Source organism: Nocardioides kongjuensis, assembly GCF_013409625.1.
Lineage (GTDB): Bacteria > Actinomycetota > Actinomycetes > Propionibacteriales > Nocardioidaceae > Nocardioides > Nocardioides kongjuensis.
Genome location: NZ_JACCBF010000001.1, coordinates 3568819 through 3589651, shown reverse-complemented (window position 1 = coordinate 3589651; position 20833 = coordinate 3568819). Strand labels below are relative to the sequence as shown.

Below are 20833 nucleotides of genomic sequence, written 5' to 3'. Positions count from 1 at the left end.
GGACCCCGGAGCCGGGCAGGCTCAGCACGGGGCGATCGGCTCCGAACCCGGCACGTGGCGGTCCCACTCCCCACGGGTCATCAGGGTGCCGCTGCGCGCGCAGATCTGGTCGATCGCCAGCTCCGGGTCGGAGGTCCAGGTGCGCAGGGTCCCGCCGAGACCGCCGGCAGCGAGCGCCTCCCCGTTCGCGAGCCACCCGACGCTGACCGCGCCCGAGCCCAGGTTGGCGATGCTGGCCCGGGCACGGAAGGTCCCGCCGTCGCGGTCCCACAACCACACCGATCCGTCCTGGGAGGCGCCGGCGAGACGGGAGCCGTCAGGGCTCCACGCGACCAGGAACACGGTCGAGCTCGGTCCGGTCAGCGCCTTGCCGATGCGCCGCGGCTCGTCGGGGCGCGTGACGTCCCAGACCTGGACCGTGCGGTCGGTGCTGCCGGCGGCCAGCAGCGTGCTGTCGGGGCTGAACGCGGTCCCGTAGACGTAGTTGTCGAACGTCATCGTCGCCAGCTCCTTGCCGTCGGCGACCCGGTACAGGTGCAGCAGGTTGTCGGCTCCGCCGGCCGCGACGAGGCGGCCGTCCGGGCTGAACCCGACGCTGAGGACGATCGTCCCGACCTCCAGCGACCGGACCGTGCGCGGCGTCTCGCCGGTGACGTCGACCAGGGTGACGGTGCCGTCGTCGGACGCCACGGCGACGGTGGCGCCGTCGGCGGAGAAGGTCGTGGCCTCGACCAGGTCCGTCGCCACCGGGACGACGACCGGCTGGTCGCGCGGTCCGTCCGTGCGCCACACGGCGAGCTCGCCGGCGTTGGTGCCGCCCGCCAGGAGGCTGCCGTCACGCGAGACCGAGGCCGAGCCGCTCAGTGCGGCGGCCGCCGGTGCGGCGTACGGAGCGCCGTCGAGCACCGGTGCGGCGGGGTCGGTGACGTCGAAACGCCGGATGACGGGATCGGCGGAGCCGGTGCTCGCGTAGAGGACGCCGGTGTCGGGGGTGCCGAGGTTCCAGACGGTGTCACCGAAGGCGGTCGTCGGAGCGGCGGGGTGGCGCGGCCAGAACCGGGTGGATCCGTCGGTGGAGCTGGTCACCAGCATCTCGCCGTCGGGGCTGTAGGTGATCGATCCGATGTTCGCGGTGGGCTCGATGTCGGCGACCCGGCGCCAGGTGTCGGCAGTCCACACCAGCAGGTTGGCCCCGGACGCGCCGGCGGCCAGCTGGCTCCCGTCGGGTGTCCAGGCGACGGCGTTGACCCACGATCCCGCGCCCTCGAGCTCCTGCAGCGGCTCGGCCCGGTCGCCGGCCAGGTCCCAGACCCGGACCGCCTTGTCCTTGGAGCCGGTGGCGAGCAGCCTGCCGTCGGGGGAGACGGCAGCGGCGGTGACCGTGGTGGTGGGGCTGCCGACGGAGAACGAGCGGATCTCGTGCAACCGCTTCGTCCCGACCTGCCACACGCGGGCCGTGCCGTCGTTGCTGCCGGTCACCAGGCGGCCGTCGGGGGCGAGTGCGAGCGAGGCGACCGTCGCGTCGTGCGCCGGCGTGGCGGGAAGGGCGACGAGCTCGCCGTCCCCGATGCGCCAGCGCAGCAGCCCGGCGCCGGTGCCGGCGTAGACGACGCCGTCGTGCACCAGCAGGGCCAGGATCGCGGAGTCCTCGACCGACGCTGTCGCGACGGCCACGGCACGGCTCGAGGAGACGTCGTAGAGGGCGACCTTGCCGGACGCGCTGCCGACGGCGAGCAGGCGACCGTCCTCGCTGTAGGCCGAGGCGTAGAGCTGGCCGTCGTCCACCTGCACCTGCTGCGCGAGCGTGCGCGAGGGCCGGCCGTCGGCGCCGATGTCGTGGAAGCGGACCGTGCCGTCCGCGAGCGCGATCGCCAGGGTCCGCCCGTCCGGGGAGACGATCGCGCGACTGGGGCCCTCCGGCCCCGTCAGGCGGGTGACCATCGGTTCGCCGGTCGCCTCCAGCAGTGCGGAACGGGCCTCAGGGGTCGGGCTGATCCGGTACGCCGCCGCGGCGAGCTGGGCCGCGATCGACGGGTCCGTGTCGCGCGTCAGCCGGGCCTCCGCTGCGACCTGGCGCGACAGGGCGTTGCGCTGTGCGGACTCGGCCGCGGCGCGGGCATCGTTCGCCGTGCTGCGCGCGTCGAACAGGTAGGCGGCCGTCACGCCGGTCAGCAGGGCGAGCGCTGCGGCGCACGCGGCGAGCACCTGCAGCCGGATCCGGCCGCGCCGCTCGCGGCGGGCGACCGCGTCGGCATCGGCGGCGCTGGCGTCGAGGAAGGTGCGCTCGGCAGCGGTCAGCTCCTGGCGTCGTTCGGGAGGCAGGGCGCGCGCCTCGGAGAGCACGGTGCCGCGCAGCAGCGAGCCGGGGTCGTGGGCGTGCGCGTCCCACGCCCGGGTCGCCAGCGCGATCCGGTGCTGGACCAACCGGGTGCCCTGGTCGTCGGTCAGCCAGCCCCGCAACCGCGCCCAGGCGACGAGGACGACCTCGTGGCTGATCTCGAAGGTCGACTCGTGAGCCGTCAGGATCCGCTGCTCGACGAAGGCGTCGGCCGCCCGCTCCAGGTCGGGGTCGTCGGCGAGGTCGGCGTGGCTGACCGGCCGGCGCAGGGCGACGCCGTCGGCGTCCGCGATCACCATCATCCGGAACAGGCGGCGCGCTGCGACGCGGGCGGACTCGTCGAGGGAGGAGTAGGCCGCCTCGGCGGACGTCTCGACCCCGCCGCGCACCCCGCCGGCCGCGACGTAGGTCGTCGCGGTGATCCGCGAGCCGCCCGCCCGTGCCCAGGCGACGAGCAGTGCGTGCGAGAGCAACGGCAGCGTGCTGGCCGCGTCGAGGCCGTCGGGGTCGTCGACCGGTGCGACGTCGCGCAGGGCGAGGTCGACGGCCTCGTCCTCGATCGGGCGGCCGGCCCGTTGCGCGGGCTCGACGATCACGCGGCGCAGTGTGTCGCGCTCCAGCGGCGTCAGCAGCACCTGGTGCGCCTGGACCAGCGGACCCAGGGACGGGTCGGTGAGTGCCTTGGCCAGGAAGTCGGCGCGCAGGCCGACGACGACCACGGTCCGCTCGCTGCTCGCCCACGCGCGCACCTGGCGCAGCACCCGGGTCCGCGCCTCGGCGGAGAACCGTTCGGTCAGCACCTGCTCGAGCTGGTCGACCACGACCACCCGCACGTCCCGGTCGTCGGTCTCGGGCTCGGTCCCGGCCGCGACGTCGTCCACACTGAGTGCCGCGGTGGTGAGGCCGCGCTCGGCGGCGCTCGCCAGCAGGCCGGCGTTCAGCAGGGAGGACTTGCCGCTGCCGGACGGGCCGATGACCGCGACCACGCGCAGCCCGTCCGCACCGGCGAGCGCGACGACCTGTTCGACCAGGCGCTGCACCTCCGCCTCGCGGCCGACGTACATGCCCGCGTGCTCGACCCCGTAGCTCTCCAGGCCGCGGTAGGGCACCGCGTCGTCCTTGCGTCGGGGCCCCGGGACCCGGCGCAGCCGGAGCAGCGCGGTGCGCCATGCGGCCCGCTCCTCCGGCGGGACGCCGAGTGCGTCGAGCAGGCTGTCGTACGCCTCCGGCTGGCTGTGCGGCGGAAGGTGGCGGCCGCTGAACCAGCCGCCCAGTGTCGCGCTCGGGATGCCCGTCGACCGAGCCACCTCGCGCACCGTGAGCCCGCGGAACGTCCGCAGCGTGGTGAGCGCCGCGGCGAGGTCCGCGGGTCCGTGGAAGCCGCCCGGGTCGAGGATCGGCCCCTGCGCGGTGTCGGTCATCCGGTCCCCCTCCGCCCGCGCCGCGGAACCCGGCGCGGGCCAAATATGGCGGCCCGGTGGGCGATCCGCAGCCGAATGCCGACAGATTTCACCCACCGCTCGGGGTCCGTGGCTGTCCTCCATTCCGCTGGTACCGCCACCCCCACGCGGCCCGGGAGAATCGGGTCCGGGTTCGCACCGTGGGGGAGCGAGCCCGGTCACGAGGAGCCGCGGCGCTCCATCCCCGCTCCGGTCCGTGCTCTCGGGGACAACTGGGGGGTTGGTCGGTCCGGCGGGCAGCGCCGCGCTCCTCGTCAACGTCGCGCTGGGGCAGAAGTCCGGTAGAACAGGGGGCGTGTCCTCGTCCTCCGGCCCCGGTGGTCCCGGCGGCCCGCGTGAGCCCGCGGCCGTCGGTGCCCGGATCGGCCGGTTCCGGATCCTCGAGCAGCTCGGCCAGGGCGGCATGGGCGTGGTCTACCGCGCGATGGAGGAGAACCTCGGCCGCGAGGTGGCGCTGAAGGTCATCGCACCGCTGTTCGCGCACGACCCCGAGTTCCGCGAGCGGTTCACCCGCGAGGCCCGGGCGCAGGCCTCGCTCGAGTCGGCCCACGTCGTCGCGGTCTACGCGCACGGTGAGGAGGACGGCTACCTCTACATCGCCAGCCAGCTGATCCCCGGCGGCGACCTCGGCCAGCTGATCCGCAGCCAGGGGGTGCCCTCGCTGGTGGAGGCGCTCGAGATCATCGAGCAGGTCAGCAGCGGACTCGCCGACGCCCACGACGCAGGGCTGGTGCACCGCGACATCAAGCCCGGCAACGTGCTCGTACGCCGGCGGCCCGGCTCGGTGCGTGCCTATCTCGCCGACTTCGGCATCGCCCGCCGGATGAACGCGGACGCCACCCGGTTCAGCTCCTCGACGGCCGGTACGCCCTCCTACATGGCGCCCGAGCTGCACGGCGGTGCGCGGGCCAGCGCGGTCAGCGACCTCTACGCCCTGGGCTGCCTGCTGTGGGTCACCCTGACCGGGCGGCCGCCGTACCGAGGGGACTCGGAGTACCAGCTCGTCGCGGCCCACGTCCGCGACCCGATCCCGCAGCTGGCCGGCACGAGCGCGATGGTGCACGCCACCAACCGGATCCTGCGCACCGCGATGGCCAAGGACCCGGCCGACCGCTACCAGCGGGCCGCCGAGATGAGCGCCGACCTGCAGGCCGCGCTGCGGCTCCCGGTCACGCCCGGTGCCGCGCAACCCGAGGAGAGGGGTGCCACTGCGCTGCGCCCGGTCGCGCGGCCCGTGGCTCCCACGCCCACGCCGACGCCCCCGCCGGCTCCGGCGACCACGATGCCGCCGCCCCCCGCTCCGCCCGCTCCGTCCGGTCCGCCCGGCTCGGCGCCCCTGCCGTTCGCGACCGTGCCCGCACGGCGGACCGGACCCGGGCTGCGGACCTGGCTCCTCCTCACCGTGCTCGCCGTGCTGCTGGCCGCCGGGATCGGCGTCGCCGTGGCCCTGGTGACCCGTGACAGCGACCCGGGCGGCGGAGGTGACTCCTTCCTCGAGCAGCCCGCGAAGGAGATCGTCCGGGCGTCGCAGAAGGACATGTCGGTCGTGGAGACCGCCCGGATCCGCGGCGAGTTCGCCGACGGCGGCGACACCGTCCGGGTCGACGTCGTCTCCACGACGCGCGGCGACTGCAAGGGCAAGCTGACCTCCGCCACCTCCGGCGGCACCGCCGACATCCTGCACGTCGGCGACACGACCTGGCTGCGCGCCGACGCCAAGTTCTGGGACGGCGTCGTCGGGGCGGGTACGGCGGGCTTCGTGCTGCCGCTGATCGGCGACAAGTGGGTCGTCGACGACTCGATGACCGACAGCACCGAGGCGTTCTGCGACCTCGACGAGCTGCTCGAGCGCGACGGCCGCGAGGACGCCGTCGCGAAGAACCTCGGCACCACCACCGTCCAGGGCGAGAGGGCGGTGAGGATCGAGCAGACCGAGGGCTCGCAGCGCGAGGTGCTCACCATCCGGGTCGCGGAGCCGCACTACGTCCTGCGCATCGAGGAGTCCGAGGTCGACCACTTCGAGTTCTCGGACATCGACGAGGAGGCGACGATCCAGGCGCCCGACCCCGACCTGGTGCTCGACCTCGACAAGCTGCTCGCCGGCCTGCCGGGCGGCTGAGTCCGTCCCGCGCCACCCGGCGTGCGGTCAGGCGTTCTCCTTCTTGAACACCGAGGTGCCCCACCACACCGCCAGCCCGAACAGCACGACCGTCCAGCCGACCCCCCACAGCATCGAGGCGTCGAAGTCGCCGAAGAAGGCGGAGCGGACGGCGTCGACGACGTGGCGGATCGGCATGAAGTCGCTGAGCCGCTCCAGCCAGCCCGCACCGAAGCTCATCGGGAGCAGGATGCCGCTGAGCAGCAGCACCGGCATCATCACGACGTTGATGACCGGCGCCATCACGTCCTCGCTCTTGGTGGTGAGGGCCAGCGCGTTGGACGCGGCCGCGCAGGCGCCGCCGAGCATCAGCGTCAGCACGACGCCGACGACGATGCCGCCGAACGACGCGTCCATGCCGAGCCACAGGCCCAGGCCGACGAGGATCACGGCCTGGACGAAGAGCTGGAGCAGGTCGCGGTAGAGGCGGCCGAACAGCAGCGCCGAGCGGTGCGCGGGGGTGACCCGCTCGGCCTCGATGACGCCCTCGCGCCACTCGCCGATCAGCGAGAAGCCGGCGAAGAAGGCCCCGAAGATGCCGAGCTGGACGAGCATGCCGGGCACGAACCAGGTGTACTTGTTGCCGCCGAGCTGGGCGATGACCGGCTCGAGCAGCGGCCCGAACAGCAGCAGGTAGAGGACCGGCTGCAACATGCCGATGATCACCCACGCCGGGTTGCGCAGGTTCATCCGCAGCTGGCGGTTGAAGACGATCCAGGACTCGCGGAAGAACGTGCTCATGCCGGTGCTCCTTCGGTGGTCGCGGCGTCGGGGGCGGGGCTGTCCTTCGCCTCGGCGGCGGCCTCGGCGTCGCGCAGCGAGCGGCCGGTGAGGGTGAGGAAGACGTCGTCGAGGGTGGGGCGGACGACCTCGATCGACTCCAGGCCGACCCCGGAGTTCTCCAGGTCGCGCAGCAGGCCGGGGACGGCCTTGCCGGCCCGGGCGACCCGGCCGCGGACGTGGTGGCCCTCGACCTCGACGTCGGCGCTGATCGTGCCGAGCTTGTCGCGGGCGACGGCGACCTGCTCGTCGGTGGCGACCTCGAGGTCGACCAGGTCCCCGGCGACGGCGGCCTTGAGGTTGTCGGCGGTGTCGCTCGCGACGATCTCGCCCCGGTCGATGATCACGATCCGGTCGGCCAGCGCGTCGGCCTCGTCGAGGTAGTGCGTGGTCAGGAAGACGGTCGCGCCCTCCTTCGCCCGCAGGTCCGCGATGTGTTGCCACAGGTTGATCCGTGCCTGCGGGTCGAGGCCGGTGGTCGGCTCGTCGAGGAACACCAGGCTGGGCGAGTGGATGAGCGCCATCGCGATGTCGAGGCGCCGCTTCTGCCCGCCCGACATGTTCTTCGGCATCCGCCGCCACAGCCCCTCGAGCTGCAGCTTGTCGAAGAGCTCCTGGCCCTTGGCCACGGCCGCCTTCCTCGACATCCCGTAGAGCATCCCGTGGTCGACGACCTCGTCCCCGGCGTAGGCACCGGAGAAGGTCGAGCCGACCTGCGAGCAGTAGCCGATGCTGCGGCGTACGTCGACCGCCTGCGTCGCGACGTCGAAGCCGGCCACGCTCGCCGTGCCGGCCGTCGGCTTGAGCAGTGTGGTCAGCATCCGCAGCGTCGTGGTCTTGCCGGCGCCGTTGGGCCCGAGGAAGCCGACGACCTCGCCCTCCGCGACGTCGAGGTCGACGCCACGCACGGCGTGGACCTCCTTCTTCTGCTTGCCCTGTCCGCTGTGGAAGGTCTGCACGAGTCCTCGTGCACGGATCATCGTCGTATCCCCTCGTCGTCAAGGTTGAACACCTGTGAGTATTCAACGTTGAACACCGGTCCGTCAAACGGGTTCTCCCGAGTACGACAACACCGGCCACCGACATTCATCGGTGGCCGAGCAGGGCAGGGTCAGCCGCCGAGCAGGGCCCGGTAGCGCTCGCGGTCGGCGTTCATCTGCCAGCCGGGATCGTCGGCGGGCGGCGTCCAGGTCGACGCGTCGAGGGCGAGCCGGCCCGCCTTCAGCTCCTCGATGGTCTCGCGCAGCCAGGCCAGCTCGGCGACGGCGAGGTCGAGCCACATCACGACGGTGCGCAGCGCGTGCGGGGGCGCGTCCCCGGGCGCCGGGGGCGAGGAGAGCCGGGCGACGAGCTCCTCGAGCGCGACCCGGCGGCGGACCAGCGAGCGCAGCGCCTGGTCGGGGGAGACGAGCGGGAGCAGGCCGAACGCCGCGCTGAACGCCGTGCGGTCGACGACGCTGACCTCCTCGAGGCCGGCGGTCACCAGGCGCTCGAGCTCGGTCCGCCCGGACGGCGTCGACTCGTAGACCGCCACCTCCCGGCCGCCGTCCTCGAGGTCGTGGCGCACCAGGAAGCCCTGCCGGGTCAGCGTGGCCAGGCCGTTGTAGATCGAGCCCGGGTTGAGGTGGGCCCAGTCGTCGACGCTCCACGAGAGCAGCTCGCGGCGGATCTGGTAGCCGTTGACCGGCTCGAACAGCGCGACGGCACCCAGCAGCAGCATGCGGGTGTCGTGGGCGGCCATGGCAGCAGTCTCCTACGCGTCGGCGGCGAGCGTCGCGGCGAGGCCGTCGCGTCCGACGTCGAGCTTGCGGTACGCGCGGGAGAGGTGCACCTCGACGGTCTTGGTGCTGAGGAACAGGCGCTGGGCGATCTCGCGGTTGCGCAGCCCGGACGCCGCCAGCTCGACCACGCGGCGCTCGGCGGAGGTCAGCGCCGCGACGCCGCTGACCTCGATCCGCCCGGCGCGGCCGCCGGCGAGCGCGAGCTCGGTGCTCGCCCGCTCGGTGAGCAGCCTCGCCCCGAGCCGGTGGGCCAGCTCGCGCCCGATCCGGAGCTGCTCGCGGCCCTGGACCCGCTGCCCGGTACGGCGCAGCGCGGCTCCGAGCGCGACCCGGGACCGGGCCTCCTGGAGCCGGGCCTGGGAGCCGGTGAGGACGTCGACAGAGCGCTCCAGCAGCGCGATCCCGTCGGTGGCCGCGACCTCGCCCGCGACCCGCAGCGCCTGGCCGAGCATGCTCGCGCCCGCCTTCTGCTCGGCGACGGCGAGCTCGGTGGCCGCCAGCTCGCGAGCCTCCTCGACCCGTCCGAGGGCCCACAGGCTCTCGACGGCGACGGCCCGCCAGCCGCACCAGGTGGGCGAGTCCATGTCGAGCTCGGCCAGTCGCTGCGCGCACAGCCGCAGCGAGCTGAGGGCGCCCTCGTGGTCGCCGGTCGCGGCGCGGACCTGGCCGCGGGCGCGCAGCAGGTGGATGCCGGTCGCGTGGTTGCGGTCGACGGCGACCTCCTCGGGGATCTGCTCGACCGCGGCCACCGCGTCCGCCAGCCGGCCTTGGGCGAGCAGCACCTCCGCCAGGCCGGCGGCGGCCATCAGCCGGACCAGCTGGCCGCCGGGGACGAGCTCGGCATGGCGCAGCGCCTCGGCGAAGTCGGTGCCGCTGTCGTCGAGGCGTCCGGCCCACAGGTGAGCCCAGCCGCGGGTCACCGAGGCAGCGGCGTAGATGGGGACCGAGCCCTCGCGGGCGGCGAGCTCGAGTCCCTGCGCGCAGAGGTCGGCCGCGGCGTCGTACTCCCCGGAGCAGGCCAGGTGGATGCGCGCGAGCGACCAAGCGAACGGGCTGGCCAGCTGCTCGGGTGTCGCGCCGTCGCCGATCGCGCGGCGAGCCAGCTCACCGGCCCGCGCGATCGGCGCGAGCGTGGCGTTGGCGACCGAGGCCTGGTGGATGAGGAGCAGCCGCTCGCCGGGGGTGGCGCCCGCGAGCTCGCCGTGCGCGGCGAGCCGGGCCCGGGCGTTCTCGAAACGACCGGGCACCGAGATCTCGGCCGCGACGAGCGCGGCCTCGACGACGAGCGTCAGGTCGCCGTGCTCGGGTCCGAGCTCGGCCAGCGCCTCCTCCAGGACCGGCACGGACAGCTCGTAGAACCCGCCGACGTGGTAGGCCGTCGCCAGCCCCAGCGCGCAGTGCGCCCGCAGCACGGGGTCGGTGACGCCGCGGCCGGCACGCTCGAGCGTGGTCACCGACGCCGGGTCGCCGGCGTGCAGCTCGGCGGTGCCGAGCTCGACGAGCAGGCCCGGGAGCCCGGCGGCCGGCGGCGGCTCGGCGACCGCGCGGCGCAGCAGGTCGACGGCGGCCTGGGGAGCACCGTCGGCGAGCGCCGCCCGCGCCGCGGTCCGCAGCAGCTCGACTGCCCACGGGTCGGCCATGCCCTCGGCCTCCAGCAGGTGCCCGGCGGCCGGGTGGAGGCCGTCGGGCTCCTGCGCGAGCGCTCGCGCGGCGCGCCGGTGCAGGTCGTCGCGGGTCGCGGCCCCGGTCGCGGCGGCGACGGCACTGCGGAGCAGCGCGTGCCGGAACCCCAGCAACCGCTCGGTCGCGAACAGCCCGGCGTCGCGCAGCCGGTCGGCCGCGACGCCGGCCTCCTCGGGCGACAAGCCGGCCAGACCGGCGGCAGTGCGCAGCGGCGCCGACTCGAGGATCGCGACCGCGCGGGCGAGCGCCTGTTCGGCCGAGCCGAGTGCGGTGAGGCGCTGCACGACCGTGTCGACGACGGTCCGGGGGACGAGCGCGCGGACGTCCGTCGTACCGAGCAGCTCGGCCAGGGCGGTGACCAGGAACGGGTTCCCGCCCGTGACGTCGGCGCAGGCCGCGGCCAGGTCGTCGCTGATCCCCGCGTGGCCCAGGTCGGCCAGGCAGGATCGGACGCCGGCAACGCTGAGCGGCTCGAGGTCGACCCGTGCCGAGTCGGCCACCAGCGCCGCCAGGGCGGGGCTGCGGCGCTCGGGCAGGATGTCGCGGGCCGCGACGACGAGCAGCACCGGCAGCTCGCCGGCCCGGCTCAGCAGGTGCCGGCAGAACAGCAGGGACGCCTCGTCCGCCCAGTGCGCGTCGTCGACGGCCAGCACCAGCGGGCCGTCGGCGACGAGCCCGTCGAGCAGCCAGTACAGGCTGTTGAGCATCACCGACGGGTCGCCGACCGGCTCGCCGCGGTGCAGCACGAGGTCGACCGCCGCCCGGGCCGCGCCGTGCGCGAGGCCGTCGAGGCCGTCGAGCGCGTCCGGGTCGAGCGCGGTGAGCACGCGGCCGAACAGGTGCCGGACGACGCCGTACGGCGAGTGCGCCTCGAGCTCGCCCGCCGCCGCGTGCAGGACACGCAGGTCACCGGCCGCGGCCAGGATCGAGTCGAGCAGGGAGGTCTTGCCGGCCCCTGCGGGCCCGAGCAGGCAGAGCGCAGCACCGTGCCCGGCGCGCAGCCGATCGAGGGCAGCGCCGGCCTGCGCGAGGCTCGCCTCCCTCTCGACGAGTCGACGGCTGGGCACGGAGGAAGCGTAGTGCCGGCGCACCACCGGATTGGGGTCGTTCCCTGATGCGGTCCTCGGGCGGCTCGTGACTGGATGGAGCCGTGACCTCTGCCCTGCGACGCCCGGCCGCCCTCCTCGCCGGCGCCCTCCTCCTGCTCCCCACGACCACCGCCTGCGGCTCGGACGGCGGGGACGACCCGTCCGCCTCGGACCAGACCTCGGCGCCCGGGTCGACGCCGCCGGCGCCCGAGCCCGACCCGTCCGAGACCCCGGCGGGTGGCGGACCGGCCGACCCGGACCAGCGCCTCGACTTCGCGGCCGTCGAGACCGCGACGGCCGACCTGACCAGCGACAACCCGTCGTGCGCGATCGTGAGGTGGAGCCCCAACGAGACCGGGGTCTCCGGGCAGGTCGACTTCCGCCAGCTCGACTGCTACGGCGACCAGGACGCCGTCGACGTCGGGCTCCCGGCGCTCCTGCAGACCGTCATCTGGGTCGAGATGCCCTCGGCCGACGCGGCCCGGAAGTACGCCCAGGACAACCTGTACGACGACAAGCAGGCCCTCGTCGCAGGTCCGACCGCCCTCATCGTCAACGGGCTGTGGGGTCGGCAGGGAACGGACCTGTACGCCGAGGTGCAGGCCGCGTGCGGCTGCGGGGAGCTGGTCTCGGCCGCCTCCTGATCGTTTCGGGCGACCAACGACGGGGCCGGTTTTGTTGTGCTCGGGGACAACGACCGCCGATGTGACTCGCGAGTAGAGTCGCCGGCATGAAGCGTGAGATCTACGACGAGGACCACGAGGCCTTCCGCGCATCCGTCAAGGAGTTCGTGGACCGCTCGGTGCTGCCGCACGCGGAGGAGCACATCAAGGCCAAGGCGCTGCCGCGCGAGTTCTGGCTCGAGGCCGGCAAGCAGGGGCTGCTCGGCCTGTGCATCCCCGAGGAGTACGGCGGCTCGGACGCCGGCGACTTCCGGTTCAACGCCGTGCTGCAGGAGGAGCTGGCCAAGGTCGGTGCGGCGTACCCCACCTGTCACGGCATCCACGCCGACATCACCGCGCCGTACATCGTCGAGCTCGGCACCGAGGAGCAGAAGCAGCGCTGGCTGCCCGGTGTCGCCTCCGGCGAGATCCTGCTCGGCATCGGGATGACCGAGCCGTCGGGCGGCTCGGACCTCGCCGCGCTGAAGACCACGGCGGTGCGTGACGGCGACTCGTGGATCATCAACGGCTCGAAGACCTTCATCACCAACGGCTACTCCGGCGACCTGTTCGTCACGGCCGTGCGCACCGACCCGGAGAAGGGCCCCAAGGGCATCACGCTGTTCGGCATCGAGGCGAGCGCCGAGGGGTTCTCGCGTGGCCGCAAGCTCGACAAGGTCGGCATGGAGGAGTCCGACACCGCCGAGCTGTTCTTCGAGAACCTGCGCGTCACCGACGCCGAGATCATCGGCGAGCTCAACATGGGCTTCATCCACATGATGCAGAAGCTCCCGCAGGAGCGCCTCGGGTGCGCGGTCGCCAACATCGCGCACGCCAAGCAGATCCTGCTCGAGACCATCGAGTACGCCAAGGAGCGCCAGGCGTTCGGTGCCCCGATCGGCACCTTCCAGCACAACAAGTTCCTGCTGGCCGACCTGGTCACCCGGATCGAGGCGGCCGAGGCCTACATCGACAAGTGCGTGCTCAACCACTCGCAGAAGACGCTGACCGCGATCGACGCCGCGAAGGCCAAGTGGTTCTCCTCGCAGGTCCAGTCCGAGGTGCTCGACCACTGCGTCCAGATCCACGGCGGCTACGGGTTCATGAACGAGTACCGCGTGGCCCGGGCCTGGCGCGACGCCCGGGTCACCAAGATCTGGGCCGGCTCGAACGAGATCATGAAGGAGCTCATCGGCCGCGACCTCGGCCTCTGACCCCTCGTTCCCACCCGACCGGCCGCGACGTCTCGTCGCGGCCGGTCGCGCGTCGTCGGCACAACTCGGTCGCACACCCGCCTCCCGGTCGGGGATGATGGGAGCGTGGTCGATGCGGATGCGACAGGACAGGTGATCGGACCCCATGAGGACGAGCCCCACCGGGAGGGCCTCAACGACCGGCTGAACTGGTTGCGGGCAGGGGTGCTCGGAGCCAACGACGGCATCGTGTCGACGGCGGGCATCGTGCTCGGCGTCGCCGGTGCGACCAACGACCGCACGGCGATCCTGGTCGCCGGCATCGCGGGCCTCGCGGCCGGCGCGATGAGCATGGGCGCAGGAGAGTACGTCTCGGTCAGCACCCAGCGCGACTCCGAGGAGGCGCTGCTGGCCAAGGAGCGCAGGGAGCTGCGCGAGGATCCCGAGGACGAGCTCGCCGAGCTCGCCGGCCTGTACGTCGACAAGGGGCTCGACCCCGACCTCGCGCTCCAGGTGGCCCAGCAGCTCACCGACCACGACGCGCTCGGTGCGCACGCCGAGGCCGAGCTCGGGATCGACCCCGACGACCTCACCAACCCGTGGAACGCGGCCTTCGCGTCGATGCTGTCCTTCACGCTCGGCGCCCTGCTGCCGCTGCTCACCATCGTCCTGTTCGGCTCCGGGACGCGGGTGCCGGTGACGGTGGTCGCCGTGGTCGCAGCACTCGCCGTGACCGGGTGGGCGAGCGCTCGGTTCGGCTACGGACCTCCGAGCCGGGCCGTCGTGCGCAACGTCCTGGGCGGCCTGCTCGCGATGGCCGTCACGTACGGCATCGGCCAGCTGGTCGGCACCCAGGTCTAGACGCCGCGATGCGGATCTTCGCGGCGGTCGTCCCGCCCCCCGACGCCATCGGCCACCTCGACGTCTTCCTCGACCCGCGCCGCGCGGCCGCGCCCTTCCGCTGGACCCGGACCGAGCAGCTCCACCTGACCCTCGCCTTCATGCCCGAGGCCGAGGAGCGCCGCGTCGACGTCTACGTCGACCGCCTGGCCGAGTCCCTCGACGGACTCGCCCCGGTGGAGCTGTCCCTGGCCGGCGCCGTCGTCTTCCCGAACGTCGCCGAGGGCCGTGTGCTGGCCACCGGGGTGACCGGCGGGGACGACGTCCTGGCGACCGCCGCGGTCCGGGCCCGCAACGCTGCCGTCGCCTGCGGGATCGAGGTCGACGGGCAGCGGTTCCGGCCCCACGTCACCATCGCCCGCACCGGCGCTCACCCCACCGAGATGTCCAGCTGGGTGCGGCTGCTGGAGACCTACGAGGGGCCGACCTGGCCGCTCGAGGCGATCTCCGTCATCGCGTCCCACCTGGGGGAGGGGCCCCGTCGTGCGCCGCGCTACGAGCCGCTCGCCGAGATCCTGCTCTGAGCGGACGCACGAACGAGCGAGGGCCCGGATCCGCCGCAGCGGATCCGGGCCCTCGTCGTACGGCTGGTGTCAGCCGAGCGCCTTGACGATGTCCTCGACGCGGTCCTTCGCGTCGCCGAACAGCATCTGGCTGTTCTCGCGGAAGAACAGCGGGTTCTGGACACCGGCGTAGCCGGCGGCCATGGAGCGCTTGAAGACGATGACGTCCTTGGCGTTCCAGACCTCGAGGACCGGCATGCCGGCGATCGGGGAGGACGGGTCCTCGGACGCGGCCGGGTTGACCGTGTCGTTGGCGCCGATGACCAGCACGACGTCGGTGTCGGGGAAGTCGTCGTTGATCTCGTCCATCTCGAGCACGATGTCGTAGGGCAGCTTGGCCTCGGCGAGCAGCACGTTCATGTGGCCCGGGAGGCGACCCGCGACGGGGTGGATGCCGAAGCGGACGTCGACGCCCTTGGCCCGCAGCTTCGCGGTGAGGTCGGCGACGGGGTACTGCGCCTGCGCGACGGCCATGCCGTAGCCCGGCGTGATCACGACGGAGCCGGCGTTGGCGAGGAGCTCGGCGACGGCGTCGGCCTGGATCTCGCGGTGCTCGCCGTAGTCGACGTCGTCGCCCGCAGGGGCGGCGATGCCGAAGCCACCCGCGATCACGGAGATGAACGAGCGGTTCATCGCCTTGCACATGATGTACGACAGGTACGCACCGGAGGAGCCGACGAGGGCACCGGTGACGATCAGCAGGTCGTTGCCGAGCAGGAAGCCCGACGCGGCCGCGGCCCAACCGGAGTACGAGTTGAGCATCGACACCACGACCGGCATGTCGCCGCCGCCGATCGAGGCCACGAGGTGCCAGCCGAGGAAGAGCGCCAGCACCGTCAGCACGCCCAGCAGGATGTCGGCCGAGGTGTTGTCGTGGGTGTCGAGGCCGACGTAGAACGCGGTCAGGACCGCGAAGAGCACCAGCGAGCCGACGTTGATCAGGTTCTTGCCGGGCAGCATCAGCGGGGCCGACGAGATCCTCGCCGACAGCTTCAGGTTGGCGACGATCGAGCCGGTGAAGGTGACCGCACCGATGAAGATGCCGATCGCGACCTCGGCCTCGTGGATGTTGACCAGGCTGGGGAGCGAGTCGTGCGAGCCGAGGACGTGGCCGTTCCAGCCGATCGCGACGGCCGCGAGGCCGACGAACGAGTGGAGCATCGCGATCAGCTCGGGCATGCCGGTCATCTCGACGATGCGCGCGCGCCACAGGCCGATCGCCCCACCGACCGCGATCGCGGCCAGCATCAAGATGATGACCAGGGCGCGGTCGTCGACGAGCTCGCTGACGTCGATGACGCCCGCGACGGTCGCGACCAGGGCGACCGCCATGCCGACGATGCCGAACGTCAGGCCGCTCTTGGCCGACTCGTGCCGGGACAGGCCCGCCAGCGACAGGATGAACAGCAGGGCGGCGACGATGTACGCCGCACCGGTGATGGAGTTGATGTCCATGGATCAGGCTCCCTTGCTGAACATCGCGAGCATGCGGCGGGTGACCGCGAACCCACCGAAGACGTTGATCGAGGCGAGCAGGATGGCGACCACGGACATGCCGAGCACCAGCTTGTCGTCGGTCGCGACCTGCACCAGCGCACCGACCACGACGACGCCGGAGATGGCGTTCGTGACCGACATCAGCGGCGTGTGCAGCGCGTGCGCGACCTTGCCGATGACGTAGTAGCCGATCACGATCGAGAGCATCAGCACGGTGAAGTGGCGGCGCAGCTCGTCGGTCGGGGCCAGCGCGTTGACCAGCCAGAACAGTGCGATGGCGCCGAGCGTGAGACCGACCTTCGTGCCGGCCGAGAGCGGAGCCTTCTCCGGCTTCGGCTCGGCGACGGCCGCGGGGGCCGCGGCCGGGGCGGCCGAGACCTGCACGGCCGGCGGCGGCCACGTGACCTGCGCCGACCCACCGTCGGCAGCACCGCGCCCGTCGACGACGGTGATGCCGCGCTGGACGACGTCGTCGAAGTCCAGGCCCAGGTTGCCGTCCTTCTCCGGGGTCAGCAGCTTGAGCAGGTTGACGATGTTGGTGCCGTACAGCTGCGACGTCTGCGCGGCCAGTCGGCCGGCGAGGTCGGTGTAGCCGAGGATCGTGACGCCGTTGTCGGTGACGACCTTCTCGTCGGCCACGGTGCCCGCGGCGTTGCCGCCGTTGGCGGCCGCCATGTCGACGATGACCGAGCCGTTCTTCATCCCGGCGACCGTCTCGGCGGTGATCAGCGACGGAGCGGGACGTCCCGGGATCAGCGCGGTCGTGATGACGATGTCGGCGGCACGCGCCTCCTCGTCGTACATCGCGGCGGTCGCGGCGACCTGGGCCTCGGACATCTCCTTGGCGTAGCCGTCGGAGGAGACCTCCTGCTCCATGTCGACGTGCACGAACTCCGCGCCCATCGACTCGACCTGCTCGGCGACCTCGGGACGCACGTCGAACGCGCGGACGATGGCGCCCATCGCGGAGGCCGCGCCGATCGCGGCGAGGCCGGCGACACCGGCACCCACGACGAAGACGCGGGCCGGCGGGATCTTGCCGGCGGCGGTGACCTGGCCGGTGAACATCCGGCCGAACTCGTGGGCCGCCTCGACGACGGCGCGGTAGCCCGCGACGTTGGCCATCGAGGACAGCACGTCCATCGACTGCGCGCGCGAGATCCGCGGCACCGCGTCCATGGCCAGCGCCGTCACGCCCTGGGCCTGCAGCCTCTCCAGCAGCTCCGGGCTGCGGCCCGGCGCCATCATCGAGATGATCGTGGCGCCCGGGCGGAGCCGGCCGATCTCCTCGTCGGAGGGGGCGTTGACCTTGACCACGACGTCGGCGGCCCACACCTCCTGCGTCGTCCCGACGCGCACCCCGGCCTCCGTGAACGCGGTGTCGGGCTGGTCGGCGAGGTCGCCGGCGCCCGACTCGACGATCACGTCGTAGCCGAGGTTGGTCAGTTGGGTTACGGTCTTTGCGGTTGCCGCGACCAGGGTTTCGCCCTGTTTCGACTCGCGCGGGATGCCGATGAGCATCGAGCCTCCAGCCATTCTGTGGATACAGCGCGAGCCAAGTTACACAGACCTCACCCCTTCACGGGGCCCGTCTTACGTGTGACGTACATCTAGGGGATACCCGTTGCGCTCAGTGGGACCGGGGTGGACGGCGGCTCGTCCGGGGCAGGCTCAGTCGTCGAGATCCGGGTCGTCGGCGTCGTCGTCGGAGGACTCGTCCCCGCCGTGGTGGGAGGCGCAGCGATCGCTCGAGTCGTCGTCGGTCCCGTCGTCGGTCCCGTCGTCGGTCCCGTCGTCGGACGTCAGGTCGTCCGGCGCGTCGTCGTCGACGGCGTCGTTCTCGTCCTCGTCGTCGACCCCGTCGCGGTCGGTGTCGTCGTCGTCGGCGCGGCAGCTCTCGCGGAGGTCGTCCTCGTCCTCGTTCGCGACCCCGTCGCCGTCGCTGTCCTCGTCGCCGTCCGGTACGCCGTCGCGGTCGGTGTCCGCGCGGAGCAAGCGGGTGCTCCCCGTGCGGTCGTGGACCTCGTCGCCGTCGTCCTGCCCGTCGTCGTCGGTGTCCTCGTCCGTCGGGTCCGAGCGCCGCCGGTACTCCACCAGGTTGGTGAGCCCGTCGTGGTCGGCGTCCTTGCGGGCGTCGGCCTTGCGCGGGTCGAGGCCGTGGCGGGCCTCCCAGCGGTCGGGCATGCGGTCGTGGTCACGGTCCCGGGCGGCGTACGCCGGGCCGGTCAGGACCGTGGTCGCCAGGGCGAGGGCCGCGACGGCGCCGGTGGCGGCGATCCGGACGAACGGACTGCGGGTCATGCGGGGTCCATCGGCCCCGCGGCCGCCCGCCTGAGGTCTCAGCCTGCGGCGATGCCGTACATCCGGTCGCCGGCGTCGCCGAGTCCCGGGACGATGTAGCCCTTCTCGTTGAGCCGCTCGTCCATCGCCGCGGTGACGATGGTCACCGGGATCTCGAGGTCGCCCAGCTCCTCCTCGAGGCGCGCGCAGCCCTCGGGGGCGGCCAGCAGGCACACCGCGGTGATGTGGTCGGCGCCGCGGTCCACCAGGAAGCGGATCGCCGCCGCGAGGGTGCCGCCGGTGGCGAGCATCGGGTCGACCACGTAGCACTGGCGCCCGGACAGGTCCTCCGGCAGGCGCTCGGCGTACGTCGTCGCCTCGAGCGTCTCCTCGTTGCGGACCATGCCCAGGAAGCCCACCTCGGCGGTCGGCAGCAGCCGGACCATGCCGTCGAGCATGCCGAGGCCGGCCCGCAGGATGGGAACGACGAGCGGGCGGGGCGTCGCGAGCCGGGTGCCGGTCGTCGGCGCCACCGGCGTCTCGATCTCGGTCGGCTCGACGCGGACGTCGCGGGTGGCCTCGTAGGCCAGCAGGGTGACCAGCTCGTCGGCCAGGGACCGGAAGGTCGGGGAGTCGGTTTCCCTGTCGCGGAGCACGGTCAGCTTGTGGGCGACGAGGGGGTGATCCACGACCAGGGTGCGCATGGTGGTGAGCCTAGGACACCGCGATGCCCGTGTGGCAGTCGAGCGCGTCGGGAGGACGCGCAGGGCCGGCCGGGCGAAGGTGGCGGAATTGATTCCGGGCCCGCGCCGGAATTCTTCGGTCGAACCACGCGAAATCGGAATTCCGTGCCCGACATCGCGTCATGAGGACATGTCAAGATCCGTCCGATTCGCCGGGGGAGCGGAATTCAGGCGATGAGTGAGGACGAGGAGGACTGTGCCCGTGGACGAGGCGCACGAGGCAGTGCCCGGGTACTGGCGCGTGGCGATCGTCGAGGACCACCGGCTCCAACGGCTGCGGACCGAGGAGCTCCTCGGTCGCCAGACCGGGCTGCGGGTCGTGCACTCGTGCGAGACGCTCGACGAGCTCGTGGCGTGGATGGCGGCGGGCACCCCGCTGACCCGGCCGCACGTGGTGGTCCTGGACCTCGTCGTCGACCGGGGGCGCGACGCCGACCCGGCCGTCGTCGAGCGGCTGGTGCGCTCGGGACTGCGCGTCCTGGTCCTCTCGGCGATGGCCTCCGTGCCCCTGGTGCGTTCGATGATCCGGGCCGGAGTGTCCGGTTTCGTCGGGAAGAGGGACAGCGAGGACGACATCGTCGCCGCGGTGTGGGCGGTCCTCGAGCGCCGTCAGTGGATCACGCCGGAGCTGGCGAGCGTGATGGCCGGCGACGCCCGGCGGCCGCGGCTGAGCGACCAGGAGGAGCGTGCCCTGGTCCTCTACGCCTCCGGCCTGACCCTCGACGCCGTGGCCGTCGCGCTCGGAGTCAAGCGGGACACCGTCAAGAAGTACCTGGAGCGCGTGAAGGCGAAGTACGCCGAGGCCGGGCGTCCGGTGCGGACCAAGATCGACCTCAACCGCGAGGCCATCCGCGACGGCCTGATGATCCCGTCGCAGGACGCCCGCGCCGAGTGAGTCGCTGGTATTGCTCTCTCACCCGAGAAGGGGTCGGGAAATCGGACCCCTGGCGGCTTTTCTGTCCCCCTTTCGGGGGACATTTCCCGGTCGATTCGAGCAAGGCGCGAAGGTCGCCTCGCGAGCCCGCCTAGCGTCCGTGCCGATCCTTGGGATCGCTTTGGCCTTCCCTCCCCCTGCTCGAGAAGCGAGGACCCGACGTGAGCCGCGCCCGCCGTACCGCCGCCGCTGCGGTCCTCACCGTCGCGTTCGCCGGTGCCGTCGTGCCCGGCGCGTCGGCCGATGCGCCCGCCCCGCCGTCCCGTGCAGCCCGGGCGTGTGTGAGCCCTCCTGCCCCGTTCCACCCCTCGACGGCGAGCATCCCGGCGATCGGTCGCTCCGCGCGAGTGGTCCGTGTGCGTCGTACCGCGTCCGGGGCGGTCGGCACCCCGCCGGTCTCGAAGCGCGGCAAGTGGCTGATGGGCCTCGACCCGCAGGCCCTGCCCGGCGACGGCGAGGGCACCGTGATCATGGCCGCGCACACCTGGCCCGACGGCTCCGCGCTCGGCAACGCGCTGCTGCGCTCGCTGCGCGCGGGGGACCGCCTCGAGCTCGGCAACGGCTCCGCGGTGGCTTGCTACCAGGTCACCCAGCGCAAGGAGTACGGCGCCGCGAAGGTCCCGCGCAGGAAGGCCTTCCGCTGGTGGGGACCCGAGCAGCTCGTCATCGTGGTGTGCTCGGGCACGCGCCTCGGTCCGGGCCGGTGGACCCACCGCACCGTCTGGTACGCGACCCCGGTCGCGGACGGTGGCGTCGCTGGATGAGCCGCACGA

The 20833-nt window shown here is 72.9% G+C and carries 16 protein-coding genes; 7 read left to right on the top strand and 9 right to left on the bottom strand.

Annotated elements, in window-relative coordinates; genetic code table 11:
• Positions 1-21: 21 nt before the first annotated feature.
• Positions 22-3759, bottom strand: coding sequence for an nSTAND1 domain-containing NTPase (locus BJ958_RS17275; RefSeq protein ID WP_179728150.1), 3738 nt, complete (start codon positions 3757-3759; stop codon positions 22-24).
• A gap of 334 nt (positions 3760-4093) precedes the next feature.
• Between BJ958_RS17275 and BJ958_RS17270 the strand changes: the two genes are divergently transcribed.
• Positions 4094-5917, top strand: coding sequence for a protein kinase domain-containing protein (locus tag BJ958_RS17270; RefSeq protein ID WP_179728149.1), 1824 nt, complete (start codon positions 4094-4096; stop codon positions 5915-5917).
• Positions 5918-5944: 27 nt separating this feature from the next.
• Here BJ958_RS17270 and BJ958_RS17265 read toward each other — a convergent pair whose 3' ends face one another.
• The 4 genes from BJ958_RS17265 to BJ958_RS29115 all read right to left on the bottom strand — a co-directional run bounded on the left by BJ958_RS17265 (position 5945) and on the right by BJ958_RS29115 (position 11267).
• A complete protein-coding gene (locus BJ958_RS17265; RefSeq protein ID WP_179728148.1) occupies positions 5945-6697 on the bottom strand; it encodes an ABC transporter permease in 753 nt (250 codons plus the stop codon).
• On the bottom strand, positions 6694-7716 hold the full coding sequence (locus BJ958_RS17260) for an ATP-binding cassette domain-containing protein (RefSeq protein ID WP_179728147.1): 1023 nt from the start codon (positions 7714-7716) through the stop codon (positions 6694-6696). Before BJ958_RS17260 ends, BJ958_RS17265 begins: the two co-directional genes overlap by 4 nt.
• Positions 7717-7847: 131 nt before the next feature.
• The gene (locus tag BJ958_RS17255; RefSeq protein WP_246319062.1) at positions 7848-8477 is read right to left on the bottom strand and encodes a PadR family transcriptional regulator; all 630 of its coding nucleotides are present in this window, start codon (positions 8475-8477) and stop codon (positions 7848-7850) included.
• A 12-nt stretch (positions 8478-8489) separates the two neighbouring features.
• Complete coding sequence (locus BJ958_RS29115; protein ID WP_179728146.1) at positions 8490-11267, bottom strand: AAA family ATPase; 2778 nt, start codon at positions 11265-11267, stop codon at positions 8490-8492.
• 83 nt (positions 11268-11350) lie between these two features.
• Between BJ958_RS29115 and BJ958_RS17245 the strand changes: the two genes are divergently transcribed.
• The 4 genes from BJ958_RS17245 to thpR all read left to right on the top strand — a co-directional run bounded on the left by BJ958_RS17245 (position 11351) and on the right by thpR (position 14567).
• On the top strand, positions 11351-11932 hold the full coding sequence (locus BJ958_RS17245) for a hypothetical protein (RefSeq protein ID WP_179728145.1): 582 nt from the start codon (positions 11351-11353) through the stop codon (positions 11930-11932).
• Positions 11933-12018: 86 nt separating this feature from the next.
• Entirely contained in the window at positions 12019-13164 is a 1146-nt protein-coding gene (locus BJ958_RS17240; protein ID WP_179728144.1) for an acyl-CoA dehydrogenase family protein, read from the top strand.
• A gap of 132 nt (positions 13165-13296) precedes the next feature.
• Positions 13297-14004 carry a VIT family protein gene (locus tag BJ958_RS17235; protein ID WP_273518765.1) on the top strand — a complete coding sequence of 236 codons (708 nt, stop codon included), beginning with the start codon at positions 13297-13299 and terminating at the stop codon, positions 14002-14004.
• 8 nt (positions 14005-14012) lie between these two features.
• Positions 14013-14567 carry an RNA 2',3'-cyclic phosphodiesterase gene (thpR, locus tag BJ958_RS17230; protein ID WP_179728143.1) on the top strand — a complete coding sequence of 185 codons (555 nt, stop codon included), beginning with the start codon at positions 14013-14015 and terminating at the stop codon, positions 14565-14567.
• 69 nt (positions 14568-14636) lie between these two features.
• Here thpR and pntB read toward each other — a convergent pair whose 3' ends face one another.
• The 4 genes from pntB to upp form a co-directional block, all read right to left on the bottom strand.
• Complete coding sequence (gene pntB, locus BJ958_RS17225; RefSeq protein WP_179728142.1) at positions 14637-16061, bottom strand: Re/Si-specific NAD(P)(+) transhydrogenase subunit beta; 1425 nt, start codon at positions 16059-16061, stop codon at positions 14637-14639.
• 3 nt (positions 16062-16064) lie between these two features.
• Positions 16065-17624 carry a Re/Si-specific NAD(P)(+) transhydrogenase subunit alpha gene (locus BJ958_RS17220; RefSeq protein WP_179728141.1) on the bottom strand — a complete coding sequence of 520 codons (1560 nt, stop codon included), beginning with the start codon at positions 17622-17624 and terminating at the stop codon, positions 16065-16067.
• Between the two features lie 150 nt (positions 17625-17774).
• The gene (locus BJ958_RS17215; RefSeq protein WP_179728140.1) at positions 17775-18404 is read right to left on the bottom strand and encodes a hypothetical protein; all 630 of its coding nucleotides are present in this window, start codon (positions 18402-18404) and stop codon (positions 17775-17777) included.
• A 38-nt stretch (positions 18405-18442) separates the two neighbouring features.
• Positions 18443-19087 carry a uracil phosphoribosyltransferase gene (upp, locus tag BJ958_RS17210; RefSeq protein ID WP_179728139.1) on the bottom strand — a complete coding sequence of 215 codons (645 nt, stop codon included), beginning with the start codon at positions 19085-19087 and terminating at the stop codon, positions 18443-18445.
• 241 nt (positions 19088-19328) lie between these two features.
• Here upp and BJ958_RS17205 point away from each other — a divergent pair, with 241 nt between their 5' ends.
• A complete protein-coding gene (locus tag BJ958_RS17205; RefSeq protein ID WP_179728138.1) occupies positions 19329-20021 on the top strand; it encodes a response regulator in 693 nt (230 codons plus the stop codon).
• Positions 20022-20221: 200 nt separating this feature from the next.
• The gene (locus BJ958_RS17200) at positions 20222-20824 is read left to right on the top strand and encodes a class F sortase (RefSeq protein WP_179728137.1); all 603 of its coding nucleotides are present in this window, start codon (positions 20222-20224) and stop codon (positions 20822-20824) included.
• Positions 20825-20833 lie beyond the last annotated feature (9 nt).